Origin of the sequence: Mesorhizobium sp. M1169 (assembly GCF_040318345.1) — a bacterium.
In the GTDB taxonomy this organism is placed as follows: Bacteria; Pseudomonadota; Alphaproteobacteria; order Rhizobiales; family Rhizobiaceae; genus Mesorhizobium.
Genome location: NZ_JAMYME010000006.1, coordinates 162,735 through 185,525 on the forward strand (window position 1 = coordinate 162,735; position 22,791 = coordinate 185,525).

Annotated in this window: 20 protein-coding genes; 13 read left to right on the forward strand and 7 right to left on the reverse strand. The window is 63.9% G+C overall.

From position 1 onward, the window contains the following. Positions 1 to 162: 162 nt before the first annotated feature. From NKH41_RS08940 to NKH41_RS08960, 5 genes are all read left to right on the forward strand, one after another. On the forward strand, positions 163 to 1,467 hold the full coding sequence (locus NKH41_RS08940; RefSeq protein WP_352769575.1) for an ABC transporter substrate-binding protein: 1,305 nt from the start codon (positions 163 to 165) through the stop codon (positions 1,465 to 1,467). Positions 1,468 to 1,553: 86 nt separating this feature from the next. Next, positions 1,554 to 2,435 carry a branched-chain amino acid ABC transporter permease gene (locus NKH41_RS08945; protein WP_352455934.1) on the forward strand — a complete coding sequence of 294 codons (882 nt, stop codon included), beginning with the start codon at positions 1,554 to 1,556 and terminating at the stop codon, positions 2,433 to 2,435. Further along, complete coding sequence (locus NKH41_RS08950) at positions 2,432 to 3,394, forward strand: branched-chain amino acid ABC transporter permease (protein WP_352769578.1); 963 nt, start codon at positions 2,432 to 2,434, stop codon at positions 3,392 to 3,394. Before NKH41_RS08945 ends, NKH41_RS08950 begins: the two co-directional genes overlap by 4 nt. Further along, positions 3,391 to 4,119: an ABC transporter ATP-binding protein gene (locus tag NKH41_RS08955; protein WP_352736693.1), complete on the forward strand. Its 729-nt coding sequence runs from the start codon at positions 3,391 to 3,393 to the stop codon at positions 4,117 to 4,119. Before NKH41_RS08950 ends, NKH41_RS08955 begins: the two co-directional genes overlap by 4 nt. Next, positions 4,112 to 4,831 (forward strand): ABC transporter ATP-binding protein, encoded by a 720-nt coding sequence (locus tag NKH41_RS08960; protein WP_352472376.1) that lies wholly within the window; start codon positions 4,112 to 4,114, stop codon positions 4,829 to 4,831. Before NKH41_RS08955 ends, NKH41_RS08960 begins: the two co-directional genes overlap by 8 nt. Here NKH41_RS08960 and NKH41_RS08965 read toward each other — a convergent pair whose 3' ends face one another. Then, positions 4,832 to 6,259 (reverse strand): sodium:proton antiporter, encoded by a 1,428-nt coding sequence (locus tag NKH41_RS08965; RefSeq protein WP_352539931.1) that lies wholly within the window; start codon positions 6,257 to 6,259, stop codon positions 4,832 to 4,834. It abuts the gene before it with no gap. A 40-nt stretch (positions 6,260 to 6,299) separates the two neighbouring features. Beyond that, on the reverse strand, positions 6,300 to 6,899 hold the full coding sequence (pncA, locus tag NKH41_RS08970; protein ID WP_023676971.1) for a bifunctional nicotinamidase/pyrazinamidase: 600 nt from the start codon (positions 6,897 to 6,899) through the stop codon (positions 6,300 to 6,302). Between the two features lie 272 nt (positions 6,900 to 7,171). On the opposite strand from pncA, the gene NKH41_RS08975 reads away from it, so the two are divergent. From NKH41_RS08975 to NKH41_RS09000, 6 genes are read left to right on the forward strand one after another with little or no spacing between them, the layout of a single operon-like run. After that, positions 7,172 to 8,032: an FAD binding domain-containing protein gene (locus NKH41_RS08975; RefSeq protein ID WP_352539932.1), complete on the forward strand. Its 861-nt coding sequence runs from the start codon at positions 7,172 to 7,174 to the stop codon at positions 8,030 to 8,032. After that, positions 8,032 to 10,788: a molybdopterin-dependent oxidoreductase gene (locus NKH41_RS08980; protein WP_352769580.1), complete on the forward strand. Its 2,757-nt coding sequence runs from the start codon at positions 8,032 to 8,034 to the stop codon at positions 10,786 to 10,788. The genes NKH41_RS08975 and NKH41_RS08980 overlap by 1 nt, the downstream gene beginning before the upstream one ends. Next, the gene (locus NKH41_RS08985) at positions 10,785 to 12,329 is read left to right on the forward strand and encodes a 6-hydroxynicotinate reductase (protein ID WP_352769583.1); all 1,545 of its coding nucleotides are present in this window, start codon (positions 10,785 to 10,787) and stop codon (positions 12,327 to 12,329) included. The genes NKH41_RS08980 and NKH41_RS08985 overlap by 4 nt, the downstream gene beginning before the upstream one ends. Then, entirely contained in the window at positions 12,326 to 13,201 is an 876-nt protein-coding gene (locus tag NKH41_RS08990; RefSeq protein ID WP_352769585.1) for a UPF0280 family protein, read from the forward strand. Before NKH41_RS08985 ends, NKH41_RS08990 begins: the two co-directional genes overlap by 4 nt. Further along, positions 13,194 to 13,778: an amino acid synthesis family protein gene (locus tag NKH41_RS08995; protein WP_023676966.1), complete on the forward strand. Its 585-nt coding sequence runs from the start codon at positions 13,194 to 13,196 to the stop codon at positions 13,776 to 13,778. Before NKH41_RS08990 ends, NKH41_RS08995 begins: the two co-directional genes overlap by 8 nt. Continuing rightward, positions 13,775 to 14,236 (forward strand): MarR family winged helix-turn-helix transcriptional regulator, encoded by a 462-nt coding sequence (locus NKH41_RS09000; protein WP_352540033.1) that lies wholly within the window; start codon positions 13,775 to 13,777, stop codon positions 14,234 to 14,236. The genes NKH41_RS08995 and NKH41_RS09000 overlap by 4 nt, the downstream gene beginning before the upstream one ends. Positions 14,237 to 14,304: 68 nt before the next feature. On the opposite strand, the gene NKH41_RS09005 is transcribed toward NKH41_RS09000, so the two are convergent. The 3 genes from NKH41_RS09005 to NKH41_RS09015 are packed head-to-tail and all read right to left on the reverse strand — an operon-like array spanning position 14,305 to position 18,160. Further along, the gene (locus NKH41_RS09005) at positions 14,305 to 15,270 is read right to left on the reverse strand and encodes a substrate-binding domain-containing protein (protein ID WP_254815861.1); all 966 of its coding nucleotides are present in this window, start codon (positions 15,268 to 15,270) and stop codon (positions 14,305 to 14,307) included. Then, positions 15,267 to 16,580, reverse strand: a complete 1,314-nt coding sequence (locus NKH41_RS09010; protein WP_023676963.1) for an ABC transporter permease — start codon at positions 16,578 to 16,580, stop codon at positions 15,267 to 15,269. The genes NKH41_RS09005 and NKH41_RS09010 overlap by 4 nt, the downstream gene beginning before the upstream one ends. Beyond that, positions 16,577 to 18,160, reverse strand: coding sequence for a sugar ABC transporter ATP-binding protein (locus tag NKH41_RS09015; RefSeq protein WP_352769588.1), 1,584 nt, complete (start codon positions 18,158 to 18,160; stop codon positions 16,577 to 16,579). The genes NKH41_RS09010 and NKH41_RS09015 overlap by 4 nt, the downstream gene beginning before the upstream one ends. Before the next feature lie 217 nt (positions 18,161 to 18,377). On the opposite strand from NKH41_RS09015, the gene NKH41_RS09020 reads away from it, so the two are divergent. Next, positions 18,378 to 19,397 (forward strand): LacI family DNA-binding transcriptional regulator, encoded by a 1,020-nt coding sequence (locus NKH41_RS09020; protein ID WP_352449454.1) that lies wholly within the window; start codon positions 18,378 to 18,380, stop codon positions 19,395 to 19,397. 252 nt (positions 19,398 to 19,649) lie between these two features. Continuing rightward, positions 19,650 to 20,273: a L,D-transpeptidase gene (locus NKH41_RS09025; protein WP_352769591.1), complete on the forward strand. Its 624-nt coding sequence runs from the start codon at positions 19,650 to 19,652 to the stop codon at positions 20,271 to 20,273. A gap of 156 nt (positions 20,274 to 20,429) precedes the next feature. Here NKH41_RS09025 and NKH41_RS09030 read toward each other — a convergent pair whose 3' ends face one another. Further along, positions 20,430 to 21,431, reverse strand: a complete 1,002-nt coding sequence (locus tag NKH41_RS09030; RefSeq protein ID WP_352615037.1) for an LLM class flavin-dependent oxidoreductase — start codon at positions 21,429 to 21,431, stop codon at positions 20,430 to 20,432. Positions 21,432 to 21,587: 156 nt separating this feature from the next. Next, positions 21,588 to 22,748, reverse strand: coding sequence for an AI-2E family transporter (locus NKH41_RS09035; protein ID WP_352472364.1), 1,161 nt, complete (start codon positions 22,746 to 22,748; stop codon positions 21,588 to 21,590). Positions 22,749 to 22,791 lie beyond the last annotated feature (43 nt).

The window sequence follows — 22,791 nt, forward strand, 5'->3', positions numbered from 1 at the left end:
ACGAGGTGTGCGATGGCCGTCAATCGAACCTTGGGGAAAGCTCGCTTGCCACGTCAGAGCTTTGGTGATTTAGTTTGTACACATGCAATTTTCGCCCCTCTTAACAAGAGTGGCCTGCCTGCTACAGCCATTGGTCAAAGCTCAAAAACAAGGGGAACTGCCGTGACTGACAAGAATGGGTTTTTCGATCTCTCCAGATCCGCTCTCACCCGCCGCACGGCGCTGAAGGGCCTTGCCGCCGGCGCCGGTCTTGCCGTCGCGCCGGGTTTCGTGCGTTACAGCCAGGCGCAGAACTCGGCGCCGATCAAGATCGGCTTCCAGTCGCACCGCACCGGCATCGGCGCCGCCTATGGCCGCTGGTACGAGAAGACCACAGCGGCTGCCGTCAAGGCGATCAACGATGCCGGCGGCATCAACGGCCGACCCGTCGAGGTGATCATCGAGGATGACGGCACCGATCCCGGCCGGGGCGCCGAAGTCGTCGGCAAGTTCGCCTCTCAGCACAAGACCGATATCGTCTACGGCACGCTGTTTTCGCATGTCGTCATCGGCTCGGCGCCGGCCGCCGGCGAGGCCAAGATGCCCTATTTCGTTGTCAGCGAAGGCCACCACGTCGCCTCGACCAAGTTGAACCGCTACGTCTTCCAGCCCGGCATCACCGATGTGAAGAGCCAGATCCAGTCGATGGCGCCGTGGATTGCCGCCAATGCCGGCAAGAAGGTGACGCAGATCTTCCCCGATTTCGCTTTCGGCTACGACCATCGCGACTACCTGCCGCCGGCCCTGAAGGCGCAAGGCGCCGAGGTCATTGCGCAGATCGCGATTCCGCCGACGGAATCCTCCTTCACCAAATATTTCCCGCAGATCCCCGCAGAGACCGAGGTGATCTACCACGTCATGGTCGGCCCGGCGGTGCTCACCTTCGTCAAGGAGCTCGGCGAGTTCTACGGCTCCAATCGGCCGCAATTGTTCGGCTTCATCGATTCGCTCGAAGCCACCGACATCAACAGCCCCGGCCTCGAATTCCTCGACGGCAGCCATTTCTGGGAAGGCTCGCCGCGTTATGCGCAGCCCGATGACTCCCCTGCGCAGAAAGCCTACCGCGCCGCCGTCGGCATCGACGACAATGGTGCCGCCGTCGGCGACCCCAAGGACGTCTCCACCGCCGCGCATATGTTCGGCTGCTGGGAAACGCTCTACGTCGTCAAGAAGGCGATGGAGGATGCCGGCTACAAGGGCCCGGAAGACCGCGCCAAGCTGGTCGAGGCGACCGAGGCGTTGACCGAGTTCGCCGAGGGGCCGGAGCATCCGCAGGGGCCGAAAACCTTCAACGGCAAGATCCACCAGTGCTTTGGCATCCAGAACATCTCCAAGGCCGAAGGCGGCCGGCTGAATGTCGTCCACAAGACCAAGATCGAGGACGGCCTCTACGAGCCTGAGGGGGATTACACGACGCAGACGCTGTGAGCTTGGCTGCTGCAGCAAGCGTGAGCGCCAAGATACCCCCCTCTGGCCAGAGGGGGGTGCTTCGCGCATCCGCCGGTGCTTAGGCGATGCACTTCGGACCTCACCTGCTCCTCGCCGCCCTCGAAGGCCTCGTCACCTCCGCCGTGCTGGCGCTGACGGCGCTTGGGCTGTCGCTGGTGTTCGGCGTCATGCGCGTCGTCAATGTCGCGCATGGCGAGTTCTTCATGCTGGGCGCGGTGCTTGCCTGGGCGATCTCAACGGCGATATCCGGCCATCCGGCGCTCGGCTTCCTGGCCGCCCTGGTGCTGGCGCCGCTGATCGTCGGCCTGATCGCGCTGCTCGCCGAACGGCTGGTGCTGCGCCGGCTCAACTACAATCCGGAAGCCACCATCGTCGCCACCATCGGCATGCTCTACATCATCCAGCAACTGGCACTGACCTTCTACGGCCCGGAGGCGCGGCCGGTGGAGCCGCCGTTCAGCTACCGCATCCTCCTGCCGTGGTTCGGCTATTCCGGCTACAAGCTGTCGATCATCGCCGCGTCGGCGCTGTTGCTGGTCGCGACCTGGCTGGTGCTGACGCGCACGAAAATCGGCCTCGTCATGCGCGCCACGCAATATGACAGCGAGACGGCGCAGGCCTTCGGCATCCCGGTGACCAGAGTCTATGCCGGTGTTTTCGCGCTCGGCGCCATGCTGGCTGCTGTCGCCGCGGTGCTGATCGTGCCGATCAGCCAGGCCCACTATCTGATGGGACAGGACCCGCTGTTGCTGTCGTTCATCGTCGTCATCATCGGCGGCCTCGGCTCGCTGCGCGGCACGGTCGTCGCCGCGGTGCTGATCGGCCTTTCCGACGGCATCATCTCGGTGTTCTTCTCACCGACGCTGGCCAAGATCATCGCCACCTTGCTCGTCGCCATGGTGCTGGTGTTCCGGCCGCAGGGCCTATTCGGGACGACATCGCGATGAAGGATGCTTCGCCGGCAAAGCCATATGCGCTGCACCTCGGCGTCATCGCCCTGCTTTTCGGGCTTAGCTTCGTCCTGCCGGAATACCATCACGGCCTGCTCGCCCGCATCATGGTGCTGGCGGTCTTCGCCATGGGCTACAATCTGCTGTTCGGCTATGTCGGGCTGCTCAGCCTCGGCCATGCCATGTTCTTTTCAGCCGGGCTCTATGGCGCCGGCCTTGCCGTCATCCATCTCGGCTGGAGCGTGCCGGCCGCCTTCGCAGCCGGGCTTGCCTGCGGCGCGCTGCTTTCGCTGGTGATCGGGCTGCTGGCGCTGCGCACCTCCGGCGTCGCCTTCATGATCGTCACCATGATGTTCGCTCAGGTATTTTATCTCGTCATTCTTTATTTCGCTGCCTGGACCAGTGGCGACCAGGGCATGGTCGTGCCGCAGCCGATGCGTGTCCTTGTCCTGGGCAGCACGTCACTCGACCTCACCAACCCGACCGTGCGCTATATGAGCGCGCTGGCACTGTTCTCGATCGTGCTGCTCATAAGCCTGGCGATAGTCCGCTCCGGCTACGGTCGCGTGCTGGTCGCCATCCGCGAGAACGAGGAGCGGACCAAGATGCTTGGCTACGACACGTTCTCCAGCAAGCTTGCCGCCGTCGTCATCTCCGGCAGCATCTGCGCGGCTTCCGGCGCGGCCTATGCGCTGCTGTTCGGCTATGTCGGCTCGAGCTTCGCCTCGGTGCAATACTCCATCCTGCCGCTGCTCTGGGTGCTGCTGGGCGGTGCCGCCACCACGCTCGGTCCGCTGATCGGCACGCTGTTCATGTATTATGTCATCGACGTCGCCAGCGGCTACACCTCGGCCTATCTGCTGGTCGTCGGCATAGCGCTCATCCTGCTGGTGCTGTTCTTCCCGAGAGGCATTCTCGGCAGCATCCGCCAGCGCTGGCTCGGGTGGTTGCCATGATGCCGCTGCTCACCACCAAAGGCCTGTCGCGCAGTTTCGGCGGCTTGCGTGCCGTCGACGGCGTCGACTTCGCGCTGATACCGGGCGAGATTCGCGCCATTATCGGCCCCAACGGTGCCGGCAAGACCACCTTCGTCAGCCTGGTCAGCGGCCGCATCCAGCCCTCGTCGGGCATGATCGTCTTCGACGGCGCCGACATCACCAGCCTGCCTGCCTACGCCCGGGTTCGCCTCGGCATCGCCTATACGTTCCAGATCACCAGCGTCTTTGCCAATCTCAGCGCCTACGACAATGTTGCCCTGCCGGTGCAGCGCACGCTGACCGACGGCCGCTCGAAGGGCGCGGTTCACACCGGCGTCATGGCGGCTCTCGAGCGCACCGGCCTTGCCGACCGGGCGCAAATGCCTGCCGGGCAATTGTCCTACGGTCACCAGCGGTTGCTGGAAGTGGCAATGGGACTGGCACTGAAGCCGCGGCTGCTGATCCTCGACGAACCGACGCAAGGGCTTGCCGACAGCGAGATCGACAATTTCATCGAGCTGGTGCGCGAGATCGCCGATAGCGCCACCGTGCTTTTGATCGAGCACAACATGCCGGTGGTCATGCGGCTCGCCGACCGCATCACCGTCTTCAACGCCGGCAGGATCTTGGCTGAAGGCACGCCCGAGCAGATCCGCGCCAATGCCGCGGTGCAGGACGCCTATCTGGGGACGACCCATGGCTGAGGCCCAGTCCAAGGCACTGACGATCTCCGGGGTCGACTGCTTCTATGGCGAGGTCCAGGTGCTCTATGGTCTCGATCTTGTCTTGAACGAGGGCGAAGTGCTCTGCCTGTTCGGCCGCAACGGCGCCGGCAAGACGACGACGCTGAAGGCAATCATGGGCCTGGTGCCGGTAAGCTCCGGGTCGATTCGGCTCGAAGGGCGGGAATTGAGCGGCTTGCCGGCGCACGAGGTGCCCAAGGCCGGCGTCGCCTACGTGCCGCAGGGCCGGCGGCTGTTCGCCGAGATGACGGTGGCGGAAAACATCGAGATCGGCCTGATGGCCCGCAACAAGGGCAAGGCGACGCGCGAGAACGTGCTCGATCTCTTCCCGCTGTTGCGCCAGCGCCTCAGGCAGCGTTCGGGCACGCTATCCGGCGGCGAGCAGCAGATGCTGGCCATGGCCCGCGCCCTGTGTCTGGAACCGCAGGTGCTCCTGCTCGACGAGCCGACCGAAGGGCTGATGCCGTCGATGATCGCCAAGATCCGCGAAACCGTGTCGAAGCTGCGTGCGCTTGGCGTGTCGACAATTCTTGTCGAGCAGCGCGTCGATGCCGTGCTGTCGGTCGCAGACCGCGTTTGTTTCATCGAAAACGGCCGCAACCGCGAGACGGTCGATGTCGAGGAACTGCGTTCCGATCCCTCCGCGGTCCGTCGCTATGTCGGCGTCGGATGATCAGGCAAAGAACAGCAAGCCGGCAAGCAGGAATGTCGGGATCAGTACCGCGCCCGACCATGCCATATAGCCAAAGAAGCTCGGCATCTTGATGCCGCGATGCCTGGCAATGGCATAGACCATGAAATTCGGCGCATTGCCGACATAGGTGTTGGCGCCCATGAACACCGCGCCTGCCGAGATCGCCGCCAGCGTCGAGGCGAGCTCGGTCATCAGATGCTGCGCATCGCCGCCAGCCAGCTCGAAGAACACCAGATAGGTCGGCGCATTGTCGAGGAAGGACGACAGCGCTCCGGTCAGCCAGAAATAGGCAAGGTTGTCCGGCGCGCCGGTCGGCGAACTGACCAGCAGTACCAACGGCGCCAGCGCGCCATCGAGCCCGGCCCGCAATATGGCGACGACCGGCACGATGCAGATGAAGATGCTGGCGAACAGCTTCGCCACCTCGGCAATCGGCCCCCAGTTGAAGGCGTTTGCGCCGCGAAACTCCTTCGGCGAGACGACAAGCGAAGTGAAGGCCAGTATCAGGATGGCGGCGTCCCGCACCAGATTCTGCAGCTCGAGGCTGACACCCTGAAATGAGAAACTCACTCCCGGCTTCCAGGCAGCGGAAATCAGGATCGCGGCGATTACGCCGGCCAGCAGCGGGATGTTGGCCAGGCCGCGAATGCGCACCTTGCTGTCGGGCGTCGGATCCTTGATCTTCGGCGCGCCTTCCTCCCGGCGATGCATGATGATGTCGATCGCCAGGAAAACAGCCAGCACCACGCCGGCGACGAACAGCGTCTCGGGCAGCAGGTGAACTGTCGTCCAGAAGAAATCGACGCCGCGCAGAAAGCCGACGAACAGCGGCGGATCGCCCAGCGGCGTTAGCGACCCGCCGATGTTGGACACCAGGAAGATGAAAAAGATGACGACATGGGCGTTGAAGCGCCGGTTGTCGTTGGCGCGGATGAGCGGCCGGATCAGGATCATCGAGGCGCCGGTTGTGCCAATGATCGAGGCAAGCAGCGCCCCTCCCAGCAACAGCCCGGCATTGACCAGCGGCGTGCCGTGTATGTTGCCGGCAACGAAGATACCGCCCGAAATGGTGAACAGCGCAAACAGCAGGATGATGAACGACATGTATTCGGTGAGCAGCGCATGCAGCACTGCCTGCGTGGCGGACGGGATGCCGAAGGCGATGGCCAGCGGCCCGATCACCAACGCTGCCCAGAAGGCAGCGATCTTGCCGTAATGGTGCTCCCAAGCATGATGGAACAGCAGCGGGCCGGTCGCGATGCAAAGCAATAGCCCGGCAAACGGCAGCACCCACCAAAGCGACATGGCGGCGCCCGGCAATTCGTGCGCTTCGGCCGCGAGAACCGCATTCGGAGAAAAGATTGCTGCAATAAGTGCAGCACTTGCCGTCAACGCCGCAAACCGCATGAAGCCCCTCAAAAGTCTGTCAGGTTCGGCTGGATGACGTTCAAATCAGTGTCACGCCGGCATCGCGCATCCGGCCCAGCATCCTCTCCACGGAGCCGTTGAGATCGATGCCGCGGCAGGCGTCGAGCCGCACGGACGTCTCAAAACCGAGCTTGACCGCGTCGAGCGCCGAAAAGGCGACGCAGAAATCCGTCGCCAGGCCGACCAGGGTCAGCGTCTCGATGTTCCGATCCCGGAGATAGCCGGCAAGGCCGGTCGGCGTCGTCCGGTCGTTCTCGAAGAATGCGGAATAGCTGTCGATCGCAGGACGGAACCCCTTGCGGATCACCAACTCGGCCTTGCTCCAGGCGAGGCCCGAATGGAAATCCGATCCCAGGCTGCCCTGGATGCAGTGATCCGGCCACAGCGTCTGGTGGCCATAAGGCACGTCGATCGTTTCGAACGGGTGCTTGCCGGGGTGGCTGGAGGCAAAGCTCGAATGGCCGGCAGGGTGCCAGTCCTGCGTCAGCAGGACGTGCTCGGTCCGCCGGATTAGGTCATTGACCAACGGCACGATTTCGTCGCCACCGGCCACTTCAAGGGCGCCACCCGGGCAGAAATCGTTCTGCAGGTCGATAACGACAAGCGCTTCGTCGGCCATGGAGCCTCCTTATTTTCTTGGTCTTGAGCTTAGGCTCCAATGAAAACGCGACCGGACGCAGAAACTTGACCAGATGGCCGGCTGCGTCAACCTCTCATGGCATAACAAATGCGTTCCGGGTGCACCGGGGCCAACAGCCGTGCAAACTCTGGCTTTGACAATTCCTGCCGGCTTGATATCATTTGCATACGAATGAATTTCCTGCCTTGAATGCTCGGGAAAATCTTTCGGCAGGATCCCCTCTCGGGAAGCCCATTCTGGGAAGGCAAAGCGTGATCCGTTACGCAAAACCCACCACGGTCGACGACGCCCTCGCTTTGCTGGGCGAAGGGCAATGGCGCATCCTCGCCGGCGGCACCGACTTCTATCCGGCACAGGGCAGCAAGCCTTTCCGCGACAATGTCCTCGATATCAATGGCCTGGTGGCATTGCGCGGCATTGCCGAAGCCGAAAACCATTGGCTCGTCGGCGCGCGCACCACCTGGACCGATCTCGTCCGCCATCCTCTGCCGGCGGCTTTCGACGCGCTGAAGCAGGCGGCGCGGGAAGTCGGCTCGGTGCAGATCCAGAACGTTGCCTCGATTGCCGGCAATCTCTGCAACGCCTCGCCGGCCGCCGACGGCGTGCCGGCGCTGCTGGTGCTCGATGCCGAAGTCGAACTGCGTTCCGCTGTGGCGACCCGGCATCTGCCCCTTGCGGAATTCATCCTCGGCAACCGTCGCACCGCACTGCAGCCCGGCGAAATGGTCACGGCAATCCGCATTCCCAAACCCGCGACCGCCGGCAGCTCCGCCTTCGTGAAACTCGGCGCGCGGCGTTATCTCGTCATCTCCATCGCCATGGCCGCCGCACGCCTGGCCGTCGAAGATGGTATGGTCAGGAACGCGGCCGTCGCCGTCGGTTCCTGCTCGGTTGTCGCCAGGCGCCTGGCGGGTGTCGAGGCGGCGCTACGCGGCCGGCCCGTCGGCCACGCGCTGGCCACCGCGATCCAATCCGCACCGATGGACGAGCTGTCGCCGATCGGCGACGTGCGCGGCAGCGCCGAATATCGACTGGACGCTGCGCGCGAGATCGTCGCCCGCGCCGTGCTTGGTGCGATGGGCGCTGTTCCCGACGAAAGGGCGGCGGCCTGATGGGCATGGAGCGCGCCGACATCGCCTTCGAAGTCAACGGCGCCGCCGTCAGCGTTTGTGTGCCGCCGGTGCGGCGGCTGTCCGCGGTGCTGCGCGACGAGTTGCGGCTGACCGGCACCAAGATCGGCTGTGATGCCGGCGATTGCGGCGCCTGCACGGTGCTGGTCGACGGCGAGCCGGTCTGCGCCTGCCTGATGCCCGCGGCTTCCGCCTCCGGCACCGTGGTGACGACCGTCGAAGGCCTCGCCAATGGCCGGTTGTCGGCGCTGCAGGCTTCGTTCCTCAGCCATGGCGCAGCGCAATGCGGCGCCTGCACGCCCGGCCTGCTGGTCGCGGCAACGGCACTCCTGGACAGGACGCCTTGCCCGAGCGAGGCCGAAACGCAGGATGCACTGGGCGGCGTGCTCTGCCGCTGTACCGGCTACCGCAAGATCGTCGCCGCGGTGATGGATGCTTGGCGCCACGCCGACGGCCCCGATCAGCGCATGCCATCCTCTGGCCATGCCGTCGGCTCCTCGCCGATCCGCCTCGATGGCCTACCGAAAGTCACTGGCGGCGAAAAATTCGGCGGCGATTCCTTCCCCGCCGATGCGCTGTCGGTGCTGGTGGTCCGCTCACCGCACTATCATGCCGCCTTCAGCTTCGGCGATCTCGGCAGCTGGGTGAAATCCCGTCCCGGCATTGCCGGCGTCTTCACCGCCGCCGACATTCCGGGAAAGAATTGTTTCGGCGTCATCGCGCCCTTCGCCGACCAGCCGGCGCTGGCCGAAGGGGTTTCGCGCTTTCGCGGTGAGGCGGTGGCGCTGGTTGCCGGCGAACGCGAGGCTATCCTCGATCTCGACCTTGCCGATTTTCCTGTCAGTTGGACAGAGTTGCCGCATTTTCTGGAAACTGGCGAAGCGCAGGCCGGCGGTGCGCAACTGGTCCATGAAAACCGGCCCTCGAACCTGCTCACCTCCGGCTTCGTCGAGCGTGGCGACCCGGAAGCCGCGCTTGCCGGTGCGGCTTTCGTCGTTTCCGGCGCCATCGACACCTCCTATGTCGAGCACGCCTATATCGAACCGGAAGCCGGCTATGCCTTCATGGACGGCGACACGCTGGTCGTCGTCGCCTGCACGCAGGCGCCCTATATGGACCGTGACGACACGGCAAAAGTGCTCGGCCTTGCCCCGGAAAAGGTGCGCATCGTGCCGACCGCCACCGGCGGCGGCTTCGGCTCCAAACTCGACGTCTCGCTGCAACCGCTCATCGGCCTCGTCGCCATGAAAACCGGCCGGCCGGCGGCGCTCGCCTACAGCCGCACCGAATCGATGATCTCGACCACCAAGCGCCATCCGGCTCTGATGAGAGCGAGCATCGGCGCCGATGCCGGCGGCCGCGTCACCGGCATGGTCTTCGCCGGCGATTTCAACACCGGCGCCTATGCCAGCTGGGGGCCGACGGTCGCCAACCGCGTGCCGGTGCACGCCTCCGGCCCCTATGCGACGCCGAACTATCGTGCCGAAGGCCGCGCCATCCACACCAACGGCCCGATTGCCGGCGCCTTTCGCGGTTTCGGCGTGCCGCAGGCGACGATCATGCAGGAGACCCTCTATGACGACCTGGCCGACAAGCTCGGCATGGATCGGCTCGACTTTCGCCTGAAGAACTGCCTTCGGAACGGATCCGAAACAGTCACCGGGCAGCGGCTCGAGTCGGGCGTCGGCATCGCCGACTGCCTCGAGGCCCTCCGTTCACATTGGCAGCGTGCCCTAACTGACGCCGACGCGTTCAACGCCCGTAGCAGCAGCGAAAGAAAACGCGGCGTCGGCGTCGCCTCTTGCTGGTACGGCTGCGGCAACACCTCGCTGCCCAATCCGTCGACCATCAAGGTCGGCATCTTGGCATCGGGCGAAGTCGTCCTGCATCAGGGTGCGGTCGATATCGGGCAAGGCTCGAACACTGTCATCGCGCAGATCTGCGCCGATGCGTTGGGTCTTCCGCTCGAAAAATTCATGCTGAAAGGCGCCGACACGGCGATCACCCCCGACGCCGGCAAGACCTCGGCCTCGCGCCAGACCTTCGTCACCGGCAAGGCCGCCGAAAAGGCCGGCCGCGCCTTGCGCGAGGAGATCTTGCGTTTCGCCAATGTCTCGGAAAAGGCGGCGATTGCGCTGGACGGCACAAGCCTGAGCATCAGGGAAGGCGAAGCGACCCGCCGCGTCGATCTTTCCTCGCTGAAGGCAGACCCCGAAGGCTTTGTCTTTCGCGCCGAGGAAAGCTACGACCCGCCGACGCTGCCGCTCGATGCCAAGGGCCAGGGCAAGCCTTATGCCGTCTATGGCTATGGCGCGCAGATCGCCGAACTGGAGGTCGACCTCAGGCTCGGCACCGTGAAGCTTATAAAAATCACCGCCGCTCACGATGTCGGCAAGGCCATCAACCCTTTACTGGCAGAGGGCCAGATCGAGGGTGGCATCGCCCAGGGCATCGGCATGGCGCTGATGGAGGAATTCATCCCCGGGCGCACCGAAAACCTGCACGACTATCTGATCCCGACGATCGGCGACGTGCCACCGATCGAGACCATCCTGATAGAAGTTCCGGATCCGGAAGGACCCTTCGGCGCCAAGGGTTTGGGCGAGCATGTGCTGATCCCGACGGCGCCGGCGATCCTCAACGCCATCCGCCACGCCACCGGTGTGCTGGTCACCAAAATTCCGGCGACGCCGACCCGCATCCGCGCCGCCATCCTCGACAAGGAGGCGCGCCGATGAGCGAGCTTGCCGAACGCTTCGAGACCCACGATCCCGGCGAGAAGCTGGTGGCCGAGAAGATCCGCTGCGATGCCTGTCCAGTCATGTGCTACATCGCCGATGGCCGCACCGGCGCCTGCGACCGCTACGGCAATGTTGGCGGCAGGATCGTGCGGATGGATCCACTGACCATCCTCGACCACGCGGCCGAGACCGGCGCCGCAATCGTACCCTTTGCCGAAGAAGGCGAGGCATGGGACGGCGAACTGGTCAACACCGGCCGCCGCTTCGTCACCGCCATCGGCGCCGGCACCACCTATCCCGATTACAAGCCGGCGCCCTTCATCGTCAGCCAGGAGGTCGAGGGCGTCGATCTGGTCACCGTCGTCACCGAGGGCATCTTCTCGTATTGCGGCGTCAAGGTGAAGATCGACACCGACCGTCATATCGGCCCCGAAACGGCTACGGTCCGTGCCCAAGGCGAGGCGATCGGCCATGTCACGACCGGCGAATACGGCTCGCAGATGCTGTCGCTGGGCGGCGTACATCATCTGACCGGCGGCTCGAAGGCTGAAGGGCGCGCCACCTGCGACGCCATGCTCGCCCTGTGCAACCGCAAACCGGTTGAACTCGTCATCGACGGCGGCGCCACCGTCATCGTCGAAGCCGGCAAGCCGCCGGTCATCGACGGCAAGCTCGAGCAGCGCATGCGCGTCGGCTGCGGTTCGGCTACCATAGGCATGTTCGCGACCCAATGGCGCGGCCTTGTCGACGAGGTGGTGGTGGTCGATGACCACATCACCGGCGTCGTCTCCGAGCATCAGGCCGGCAAGGTGCTTGGCTGGCAGGATACCGGCATCAAGATCATCGGCCGCCGTTCGACGCCGGGCCGTTATTTCAAGGTGTCGGAGCCCGGCATCGGCTGGGGCGGCACCAGCATTTCCGACCCGCTGTCGATCCTTGGTGAATGGAACGCCAAAAAGGGTGCGCGCCCCGGCATGTCGCTGCTGATGGTCTCGACCACCGGTGAGCAATTCGCCTATTACGAGCTCGACGACGAATTGAAGCCGGTCCAGAAACCGTTCCCGGAGCGGCTGCGGAAGTCGGTCGAACTGATCGAGGACAATTGCGAGCCGGCGCTCTGCACCGTGCTTTTCGTCGGCGGCGCCGGCGGCTCGCTGCGCGCCGGCGTCACCGAGAACCCGGTCAATCTGACCCGCTCGGTGCAGGGCTTGACGACCTACGTGACGGTCGGCGGCGCGCCGGTCTATGTCTGGCCGGGCGGCGGCATCACGCTGATGGTCGACGTCACCCGCGTCCCGGAAGGCGCCTTCGGCTATGTGCCGACGCCGGCGCTGGTGGCGCCGATCGAGTTCACCATGCGCCGCGACGATTATGTCAGGCTTGGCGGCTACGAAGGCGAAATCCGCAGCGTCGACGATATCCTGGCCAAGGGCGGCGAATATCTCAATCCGCGCCGCGGCACGGCCGCACCCCGTCACAATCCCTGGCCGCCGCTGGCGCAGTTGCGTCGCGCGACCGCAAACGGGGCCGGGCGATGAACGGCCCGCAGGCGCATTGGCTCGAGGACGGCCGGAGGCTTCACCTCAATCATGGGCCGATCGATCTGATCGTCGAGGCATTCGGCGAGGCGAGTGAATGCAGCGCCGCATATCGCCAGGCAGTGGCGCGCTTCCAGACAATCCTGGTTGAACTGGTCGAAGAGTTGCCCGAACTGCGGCGCCCGGCCGCCTCGCGGCCACGTGCTTTCGCTGGCCCGACGGCGCGCCGCATGGAAGTGGCGGTCGTTCCGCTAGCGAAACAATTCATCACGCCGATGGCGGCCGTCGCCGGCTCGGTAGCCGACGAAGTGCTTGGCGCGCTGCTTGCCGGCCGCCGGCTCGAGCGCGCCTATGTCAATAATGGCGGCGACAGCGCGATCTATCTCGGCCACGGGCAGTCGATGATGCTTGCCATTGCCGGGACAGGTCATGGGTTGGCAGATCGTCTCACGATCCGCCCCGAAGACGGGATCCGCGGTGTCGCGACAAGCGGCTGGCGCGGCCGCTCCTTTTCGCTGGGCATCGCCGACGCGGTCACGGTGCTGGCGCGAACGGGTGCTGAAGCCGATGCCGCCGCGACCTTGATCGCCAACGCCGTCGACCTGCCCGGTCATCCGGCCGTTAGGCGCGTACGGGCGCGCGATCTCGCACCTGACAGCGACCTCGGCGACCGTTTGGTGACGCAGGGCGTGGGGCTGCTTTCCGCCGCTGAAATCGATATTGCACTGGAAGGCGGATTTGCCGTTGCCGAGGAGTTTCGGCGGCGCGGCCTGATTGCCGCCGCGGCGCTTTTCCTCGGCGGTCAGGCGCGCATCGCAGGTCCGATGGCGCTCGCCAATAAAGTTTTAGAGAGGGAAATTGCTCATGCCTGAGTTTCCGATCCGCAAGATCGCCGTGCTGACCGAAGAGATTTTTCACGAAGGCGGGCCGGTGGCGAAGGTGCCGCGGCGCCGCGCGGCGGCCATGGCTGTGGTCAAGAACCCGTTCGCCGGCCGTTACGTCGAGGAACTGCAGAGCGCCATGGAGGATTTGAAGCCGCTCGGGCTGCTGCTCTCCGACAGGCTTATTGCCGCATTGGGCGGCGACGTCAAACAGATCGACGGTTACGGCAAGGGCGCCATCGTCGGCATGGCGGGCGAGCTGGAGCATGGCGCGCTGTGGCATGTGCCGGGCGGCTATGCCATGCGCGAACGGCTCGGCGACGCCAAGGCGATCGTGCCCTCGGCGAAGAAGGTCGGCGGCTTCGGGGCGCGGCTCGATGTGCCGCTCGGCCACATCAACGCCGCCTATGTGCGCAGCCATTTCGATGCCATGGAAATCGGCATCAGCGATGGCCCCCGTCCCGACGAGATCCTGTTTTGCCTCGCCATGACCTGCGGCCCGCGCGTGCACGACCGCATGGGTGGGCTGGCGGCCAAGGACATTAAGGCATGGGATGGGCTGCGGTGAGCGCCGAGGACAATCTGCTCAAGCTGGTCGAGGCCGAGGAGCCTGACGAAAACGACTATCGCTTGCAGGAGCAGGTCGGCTTCATCCTGCGCAAGGCGCATCAGCGCCATGTCTCGATCTTCGCCGCACACATCGCCGATCTGACGCCGCCGCAATTTGCCGCTTTGGCCAAATTGCGCGACGTCGGCGAGACCTCGCAGAACCAGCTTGGCAGCCTGATCGCCATGGATGCGGCGACCGTGAAGGGCGTCATCGACCGGCTGAAAGCGCGTGGCTTTGTCGAACTTAGCAAACACGAAGTCGACAAACGGCGCCTGCAGGTCAATCTGACCGCCGAGGGGCGCGACGCGATCGAGCGGCTGATTCCGCTTGCCCGTGAGATTACGCAGGAAACGCTGGCGCCGCTTTCCGCCAAGGAAGCGGCCATTTTCATGAAGCTGCTGGCCAAGCTGGCTTAATCTGCTGCCTGCCGGCGTTTGGTTGTTGTTCCTGCCGGGCGCTGAACGCCCGGCAGGAAAGCCTCGTCTCAGAGGCCGTTGTCCTTCAGGATCTGGGCGGCATTTTCCTTGGTGATCTTCTGCGTCGGCAGGGTGATAGTCTTTTCCACCTTCTCCCCGTTCAGGAACTTGATCGCCTGCCGCAGCCCTTCGGCGCCCGGCGTCACATAAGTGAACGTCGCCGTCAGCTCGCCATTGGCGACCAGCTGCACGCCTTCATTGGGCAGGCCGTCGATGCCGATGAACTTGATGTCCTTCTCACGTCCGACGTCCTTGGCGGCAAGATAGGCGCCATAGGCCATCGGATCATTGTGGCCGTAGACAAGATCGATTTTCTCGTTGTTGCGCAACGCCGTCGCCATGATGTTGTAGGCCTGGTCCTGCTTCCAGTCGCCCGACTGCTGGTCGAGCAGGTATTTTATGCCTGGCTCCTTGTCGGTGAATTCATGGAAGCCGTCATGGCGGTCGTGTGCCGGCTGGGTGCCCATGCCGCCCCAGATCTCGACGACGTTGCCGGCGGCCTTGCCCTTGCCGCCAAGCAGCTCGACGGCATATTCACCGGCAGCCCGGCCGATCAGCTTGTTGTCGCCGCCGACGAACTGCGTGTAGTCGTTGGTTTCGACGTTGCGGTCGAGCACGAAGACCGGGATCTTGGCATCGATCGCCTGCTGCACGACACCGGTCAGGCCGGCGGATTCTTTCGGTGATACCAAGAGCGCATCGACCTCCTGACGGATAAGGTTTTCGACATCGGCAACCTGCTTCTCGGTCTTGTCCTCGCCGTCGGTGATGATCAGCTCGACTTCCGGATGCTTGGCCGCTTCGGCCAGGATGTCCTTGTTGAACTGGGCGCGCCAGGGTTCGATGGTCGTCACCTGCGAGAAGCCGATCTTCCACTTCTTGTCCTGCGCATGGGCGCCGCCGGCAAGCATGGCGGTCGTGGTCAGGAGTGCCGCTGTCAGCCCGGCGAGCTTCAACAATTCACGTCGTTTCATTTCTTGTTTCCTCCAATATTCAGAGACGCGGTCTCTTGCGACGGCCGCTTTGCCGCGGCCGTTTCCTTGTGCGCTTGCCCACCGGGCAGTCGCAGATAGAAGAGAAGATCACCGGCACTGCGCTCCTGTACGAGCACGGTACCGATGATGATCATCCCCTTCAGCACCAACTGAAGGTTCGAATTGATGTTGTGCAGCTGCAGGATGTTGGAGAGCAGCCCGAAGATCAGCACGCCGCAGAACGTCCCGGTGAGGCTGCCGCGTCCGCCCATCAGGCTGGTGCCGCCGATGACCACGGCGGCGATCGCGTCGAGCTCCAGGCCGGCGCCGGCATCAGGCTTGCCTTGCCGGTATTGCGCGACATAGAGCACCGCCGCGATGCCGGCCAGCAGCCCTGACACGGCATAGGTGGCGATCTTCACGCGGCCTGCGGCGATGCCCGACAGCCGCGCCGCCTCCTCATTGCCGCCGATCGCATAGACATAGCGGCCGAACGGGGTGAAGCGCAGCACGGCGCCGTAGATCAGGATGGCGCCGAGGAAGAACAGGCCCGGCATCGGGATCACGCCGAATACCAGCGAGCGCAGCATTTCGAAATCGGCGGTGGCATTCGAGCCGGTGTAGACCGGCAGCACCGCATTGTTCTGGCCGGCTGTCAGCCGGGCGATGCCGAGCGCAGTGACCATCATCGCCAGCGTCACGATGAAGGGCTGCAGCCGCCCGGCGACGATGATGAAGCCGTTGAGCGCGCCGAACAGCAGGCCGACGCAAGGCGCCACCAGCAACACGCCGAGCACGCCGAATTTTGAGCCCACCTGCGGCAGCAGGAACCACAGCACCAGACTGCACAGGATCACCCCGACAATGCCGGGCGTCACCAGCCCGCGAACGCTGTCCAACCTGATATCGTGCGTGGCCTGCGCGCCGGCGCGGGATTTTTCGATGTTCAGCAGGATGAAACGAGTGACGAGAATGCCGAGGCAAAGGGCTGCCAGGGCAACTGTCGGCACCCCCAGCACCACCGCCGGCGTCACGCCGGGGACCGTCAGCAGCATGGCACAGACGACCGTGCAGATAGCCATCAGCGAGCCGACGGAAAGGTCGATACCGCCGGTGATGATCACCGCAGTCATGCCGGTGGCAATCAGCCCGGTGGTCGACACCTGGCGCAGCACATCGAGCAGGTTGCCGTAGGACAGGAAGATGTTGTTGCCCTTGGAGCTGATCGGCGAGCCGAGCACGCCGATCAGGAAGATGGCGATCAGGCCCCAATAGAGCTTCGTCCGGGACAGGATATGCAAAATGCTCATGCGGCAGGCCTCGTCATCGTCCGTCGCGGCGCCGCAAGCCACATGATGGCCTCCTCGCTGGCTTGCGCGCGGGACAGGGTTCCCGTCTGGCGGCCGTCGGCCATGACCAGAATACGGTCGGAGAGATGCAGCAGCTCCGGCAATTCCGAGCTGATGACGGCGATTGCCAGCCCGTCTCGCGCCAGCTTGAAGATGAGATCGTAGATTTCCCGCTTGGCACCGACATCGATGCCGCGTGTCGGCTCGTCAAGCAGCAGCACCCGCGGCCTCGTCGCTAGCCATTTGCCGATGACGACCTTCTGCTGGTTGCCGCCGGACAGCGTGCCGGCCGGCTGCTCGACGGTCTCGCAGCGAATGCCGAGCGCCTTGACGGCGTCCCGTGCCAGCCCTTGCTCACCGGCCAGCGAGCGCACGCCGAACCGCGCCAGCGCGCCGACCAGCGGCAGCGCGACATTGTCGGTGATCGAGGCCTCGAGATGCAGGCCTTGCGTCTTGCGGTCTTCCGTGACCAGGGCGATGCCGAGCCGGCGCGCATCGCGCGGCGAACGGATTTCTACTGCCTCGCCATCGAGCCTGATCTCACCGCCGGCACGTCCGCCGCTGGACCCGAAGATGGTTTCCAGGATTTCGGTACGGCCCGAGCCCAGCAGCCCGCCGATACCGAGGATTTCTCCTGCGGCAAGATCGAAGCTGACGCCGTCGAGCACGGTGCGCCAACCATGGCGATTGGGCTTCGACAACGACAGCTCGCTTACGGACAGGACCGTGTTGCCACCGGGGATGCGGTGCTCCTGGGAGGAAGCAAGCAGGTTTCGCCCGACCATCGCCGAAATTATGGCGTCTTCGTCGAGCTTGTCCATCACCCGCGTCAGGACGTGGCGTCCATCGCGAAACACGGTGACGCGGCTGGCCAGATGCATGACCTCGTCGATGCGGTGCGAAATGTAGACGATCGCCACGCCGCTGTCGGCGAGCTGGCGGATGATGCGGAACAGCCGCTGGCATTCGGCCGGCGAAAGCGCCGAGGTCGGCTCGTCCATGATCAGAATGCGCGCCGACATCGACAGCGCCTTGGCGATCTCGACCAGCTGCTGTTCGCCGACGCGCAAGGCACCGACGCGCGCATCCGGGTCGAGCTCGATGCCGAGCCTTTGCAAGAGCGCGCCGGCAGCGCGGCTGCTCGCCTTGCGGTCGACGATCAGCCCGGCGATCAGCTTCTCGCGGCCGAGAAAGATATTGTCGGCGACGCTAAGTTCGGGAACGAGGTTCAGCTCCTGGTGGATGATGGCGATGCCGGCGCGCTCGGCTTCGCGGACGCCGGCAAAGCGCACCGGATGGCCATCGATACTGACCGTTCCGTTATAGTCCGTATAGACGCCGGACAGGATCTTCATCAGCGTCGACTTGCCGGCGCCGTTCTCGCCCATCAGCGCATGGACCTCGCCGCGCCGCAGTTCGAAGCCGACATCGACAAGCGCGGCGATACCGCCGAAGGACTTGGAGATGTGCTCGGCGCTCAGCACGATCGCCGAGCCGTCCGCCACAACGCCTTGCGCAGGGATGGAATTGCCGTGCTGCATGATAAGGACGGCCTCCCTCCGTCGTCACCGAACACCTCAAACGCTAATCTAAACGTTTCGATCATGTCAAGGCAATATCTGGAGCCTGAGATTGTTCCATTTCAATTCTTGCGCAAAATCATAAGATTCCGTACGTATTGCTACCGTGGAGTGGTGAAACGTTTCGAAAATGACAGCGTCAGGACGAAAAAAGCAGCGCAAATTCACTGCCCCGACTATGCTTCATGTGGCCGAGGCCGCGCGTGTTTCCGTGGCCACCGTATCGGCGCTGATCAATGGCACCGCGACCGTCAGCCCCGAGCTCAGCCAGCGGATCGAACAGGCGATCCGCGACATCGGTTATAAGCGCAACGCTATCGCCCGCAGCCTCAAGATGGGCACCACACGCACCATCGGGCTCACCGTCCCACACATCACCAATCCGTTCTTTACCGACGTGGTTTCGGTTATCCAGCAGGCTTTCGACCGGGCCGGCTACGCCGTCATGCTGTGCTGCACCGACGAGCACCTGAACACGCAGGACGACCAGATCAGGCTGTTGCTCGACCGCATGGTCGACGGACTGATCGTCGCGCGTGTCGGTGACGGCGCGATCCTCAAACGGATTGTCGACGACGCCAATGTGCCGGTCGTGCTGCTCGACCGTGTTTGCCAGGGTGTCGACACCGATGCCGTCGTTCTCGACAATCAGCGCGCGGTGTTCGACGCCATCACTTACCTGATCGATCTCGGCCATCGGCGCATCGGCTACATCTCCGGCTCGTTCGATATCTCGCCGATGCATGACCGCATGGCGGGATACCGCGAGGCCCTCCAGGCCGCCGGCCTGCCGGCCGAGGCCGAACTCGTCCGCTTCGGCAACTTCCATGAAGTCGACGGCTACAACGCCACCATGCAGCTGCTTTCGCTGCACGACCGGCCGAGCGCCATCTTTTCGGCCAACAACCCGATGGTGATCGGCACCATGAAGGCCATTCGCGATATCGGCCTGTCCTGTCCGGAGGATATTTCGGTCGCCTGCTTCGACGACTTTCCGTGGTCGGATGTGTTCCGGCCGCAATTGACCACGGTCGCACAGCCGGTGCAGGCGATTGGCGAACAGGCGGCCAATCTGCTGCTCGACCGGCTCGCCGGAAACAGGGATGCGCCGCCGCGCAAGCTGACGCTCAAGGGACGCTTGATGATCCGCAATTCATGCCGTCCGCTAGGTGCGACTGCGCAGAGCGTCAGCGCGTAGCGCTTGGGCTCTGTTCAGAAACTTTGCAATGCCGGACGGACAGCGCTCCCTCTGTCCTGCCGACCCCGGCCTTCGCAGCCACTACGGGCGTTCGTCTTTCGAAAACCGAGCAATTGAAGGACGGGCGCCGATCGAGCCAAGTGGCCAACAATCAGCCAGCCGACAGTCAGGAAAATCTTGGCAATCGAAGCATGTCGGTTTAGGAATATGACGAGATGCGGCTGATCGCCCACACGGGCGCCGGCTTGAGTCATGCGCGTGAAATCGATCCTAATCGGGCTGGTACTTGCTGGGATGGCCGCATTCTTCGGCTGCACCACCGGCGGCGCATTTAAGACTTTCCCCTCGGCCTATGGCGGCCTCACCGACGCCGGTTTTCGCGTTCCGTCGGTTCCGATCTACAAGGTTGACCAAAAGTTCCATCGGCAGACAGTGCCTTATGCGACTGAAGAGGCGCCGGGCACCATCATTGTCGATACAGGAGCGAAGTTCCTCTACTACGTGTTGGGAGACGGTCAAGCGCTGCGCTACGGAATCGGCGTCGGCAAGGCGGGCTTCGAGTGGCATGGCACTGCTCACGTTGCGAGGAAGCGCGAATGGCCGGATTGGAGCGCGCCGTCTGCGATGATCGTGCGCGAGCAGAAGCGAGGCCGCATCATACCGGCCCATATGGAGGGCGGACTCATGAACCCGCTCGGGGCGCGGGCGCTCTATCTTTTTAACGAGAAAGGTGACACTGGATATCGCCTGCACGGTAGCCCTGAATGGTGGTCCATCGGCAAAGCTGTGTCGGCGGGCTGCATTCGCCTCATGAACCAGGACATCATCGATCTCTATGACCGCGCCACAATCGGCACCAAGGTGATCGTCATTTAGTGGACGCCGCGTTTCCCGCTAACGGACGAGCATGACGGATCGAAAACCTTCGCGCAAAACGCGCGAAATTGTTCGCTATGTCTTCGCACACCCGTTCGCGATGTCCCTGCCTAAGGCCGGCCTTGCCCGCAACAGTGGCAAGTGGCGAACCAACTCTCAGGCAGCTTCCGACAGCGATTTGTGAGCGTCGGCCAGGATCTCGAACGAGCGCACCCGCGCCGCATGGTCGAAAATCTGCGCTGTGACCATCAGCTCGTCGGCCCCTGTGCGGCGCACAAACGCCTCGATGCCTTGCCTGACCGTTTCCGGGGAGCCGACGACGGCGCAGGAAAGCGCTTGGCCGAGCATGGTCTTGGCCATTGGATCGAGCTCGCGCTCATATCCTTCGACCGGCGGCGGCAATCGGCCGGGCCGGCCGGTGCGCAGATTGACGAAGGCCTGCTGCAGCGAGGTGAACAACAGCCGCGCCTCGGAATCGGAAGGAGCGGCGAAGACGTTGAGGCCGAGCATCACATAAGGCTTGTCGAGCTGCTCCGAAGGCTGGAAACGCGAGCGGTAGATCTCCAGAGCATGGTCGAGCTCGGCCGGCGCAAAATGCGAAGCGAAGGCGTAGGGCAGGCCGAGCATGGCGGCAAGCTGCGCGCCGTAGAGGCTGGAACCGAGAATCCAGATCGGCACCTTTTCGCCTTCGCCGGGCACTGCGCGGATGCGTTGGCCGTCTTCGGCCGGCTGCAAGTAACCCATCAGCTCGACGACGTCCTGCGGGAAATTGTCGGCGCCAGCGTCGAGGTTACGGCGCAGCGCCCGTGCCGTGGCCATGTCGGTGCCGGGCGCCCGGCCGAGGCCGAGATCGATGCGGCCAGGATGCAGAGCGTTGAGCGTACCGAACTGCTCGGCGATGACCAGCGGGGAATGATTGGGCAGCATGACGCCGCCGGCGCCGACGCGTATCGTATCGGTGCCGCCGGCCACATGGGCAATGACCACCGAGGTGGCAGCGCTGGCGATGCCCGGCATATTGTGGTGCTCTGCCAGCCAATAGCGCCGGTAACCCAGCCGCTCGGCATGACGGGCGAGATCGAGCGAATTGGCGAGTGACTGTGAAGCGTTGCTGCCTTCGACGATCGGCGACAGGTCGAGAACGGAAAGAACGGTCATCGGCGCGGGTTTCCTGTGGGCCGAAGGGATGTAGGAAGCCGTTGCCGAGGCGGCAAATTCAAAATGTTGATGGAGCGCTGAGGGCACAACGGACGTGCGACCGATGCAAGGTCGTGATCTGCACCATCGGGGGGACGCTTTTGACCCTTTAAGCCGCTACTTGTTCACCTCGGAAATCTCTTCGTCCTCGATCGCTGCCGTGTGTTGCGCCGCCAGGAAATTGCCGACATGGCTGAGACCGTCGAAATGATCGCAGAACACCTTGATGACGACCAGCAGCGGCACCGCCAGCAGCGCGCCGACAAAACCCCATAGCCACGACCAGAAGGCGATGGCGATGAGGATCGCCACTGCGTTGATTTCGAGACGGCGGCCGACCACCGTCGGCGTCACGAACTGGCCTTCGACGATGTAGCATAGAACGACGAAGGCCGGCGCCAGCAGCGCGTAGGAAATCGTGTCGAAGCTTATCAGCGCAATGATCGTGACCAGCGTGATGGTGATTAACGCTCCGATATAGGGCAGGAAATTGAGCAGAGCCGCTGCCGCGCCCCAGACCTGCGCGTTTGGCACGCCGAGTGCCCACAGGCCGAGCCCGATGACCACGCCGAGACATGTATTTATGATCGTGACGGTAAGCAGATAGTGCGAGATTTCACGTTCGACGTCGTAGACGACACGCAGTGCCCGCTTCTTTTCGCTGAGACTGGGGAAGGATTGGACGATCTTTTCATAGAACATCGTGCCGGAGGCGAGCAGGAACAGCGACAGGACGAAGACGATGGTGACGCTGGTGCCGGCCGACAGTACATTGCCGGCGGCCTGCGAGAGAATACCGGATGGCGCCATCGCCACCCTCTGAACGCCCGGCTCCTGGGATGTCTGCGTCAGTCCCTCTATCTGACGCGAAACCTCCACGATCCTTTCGAACGGACGGCGCAGTTGTGCCAGACGTTCGGTAAGCTGCTGGCCGATCGTCGAGGTGTTGTTGATGAGATCGATGACCGGGCCGCTGAGCAGATATCCCGCGACGGCGACGAGGCAGAACGAAAGCAGCACCAGCAGTGTCGCCGAAATGACATCGGGCATGCCATGCTTGCGCAGGAAGCGAACGATCGGCGTCAGCGTCAGCGCCAGCAGGAAAGCCAGAATGACCGGCATGAAGAAGGCGCGGGCGAAGTAAAGCGCGTAGATCGCCATGAGGATGAAGATGCCGACGAGCAGCGAACGCATCAGATGCGCATCCGCCCGCGCCTCGACGCGCGGATCCGGGCTTTCGGCAGCGCTTGCGCCCGAAGCGTCGGGTTCGGCTTTCATTCTGACCCTCGGCGGCACACCGCGATTGGTGCAGACCGTTGGC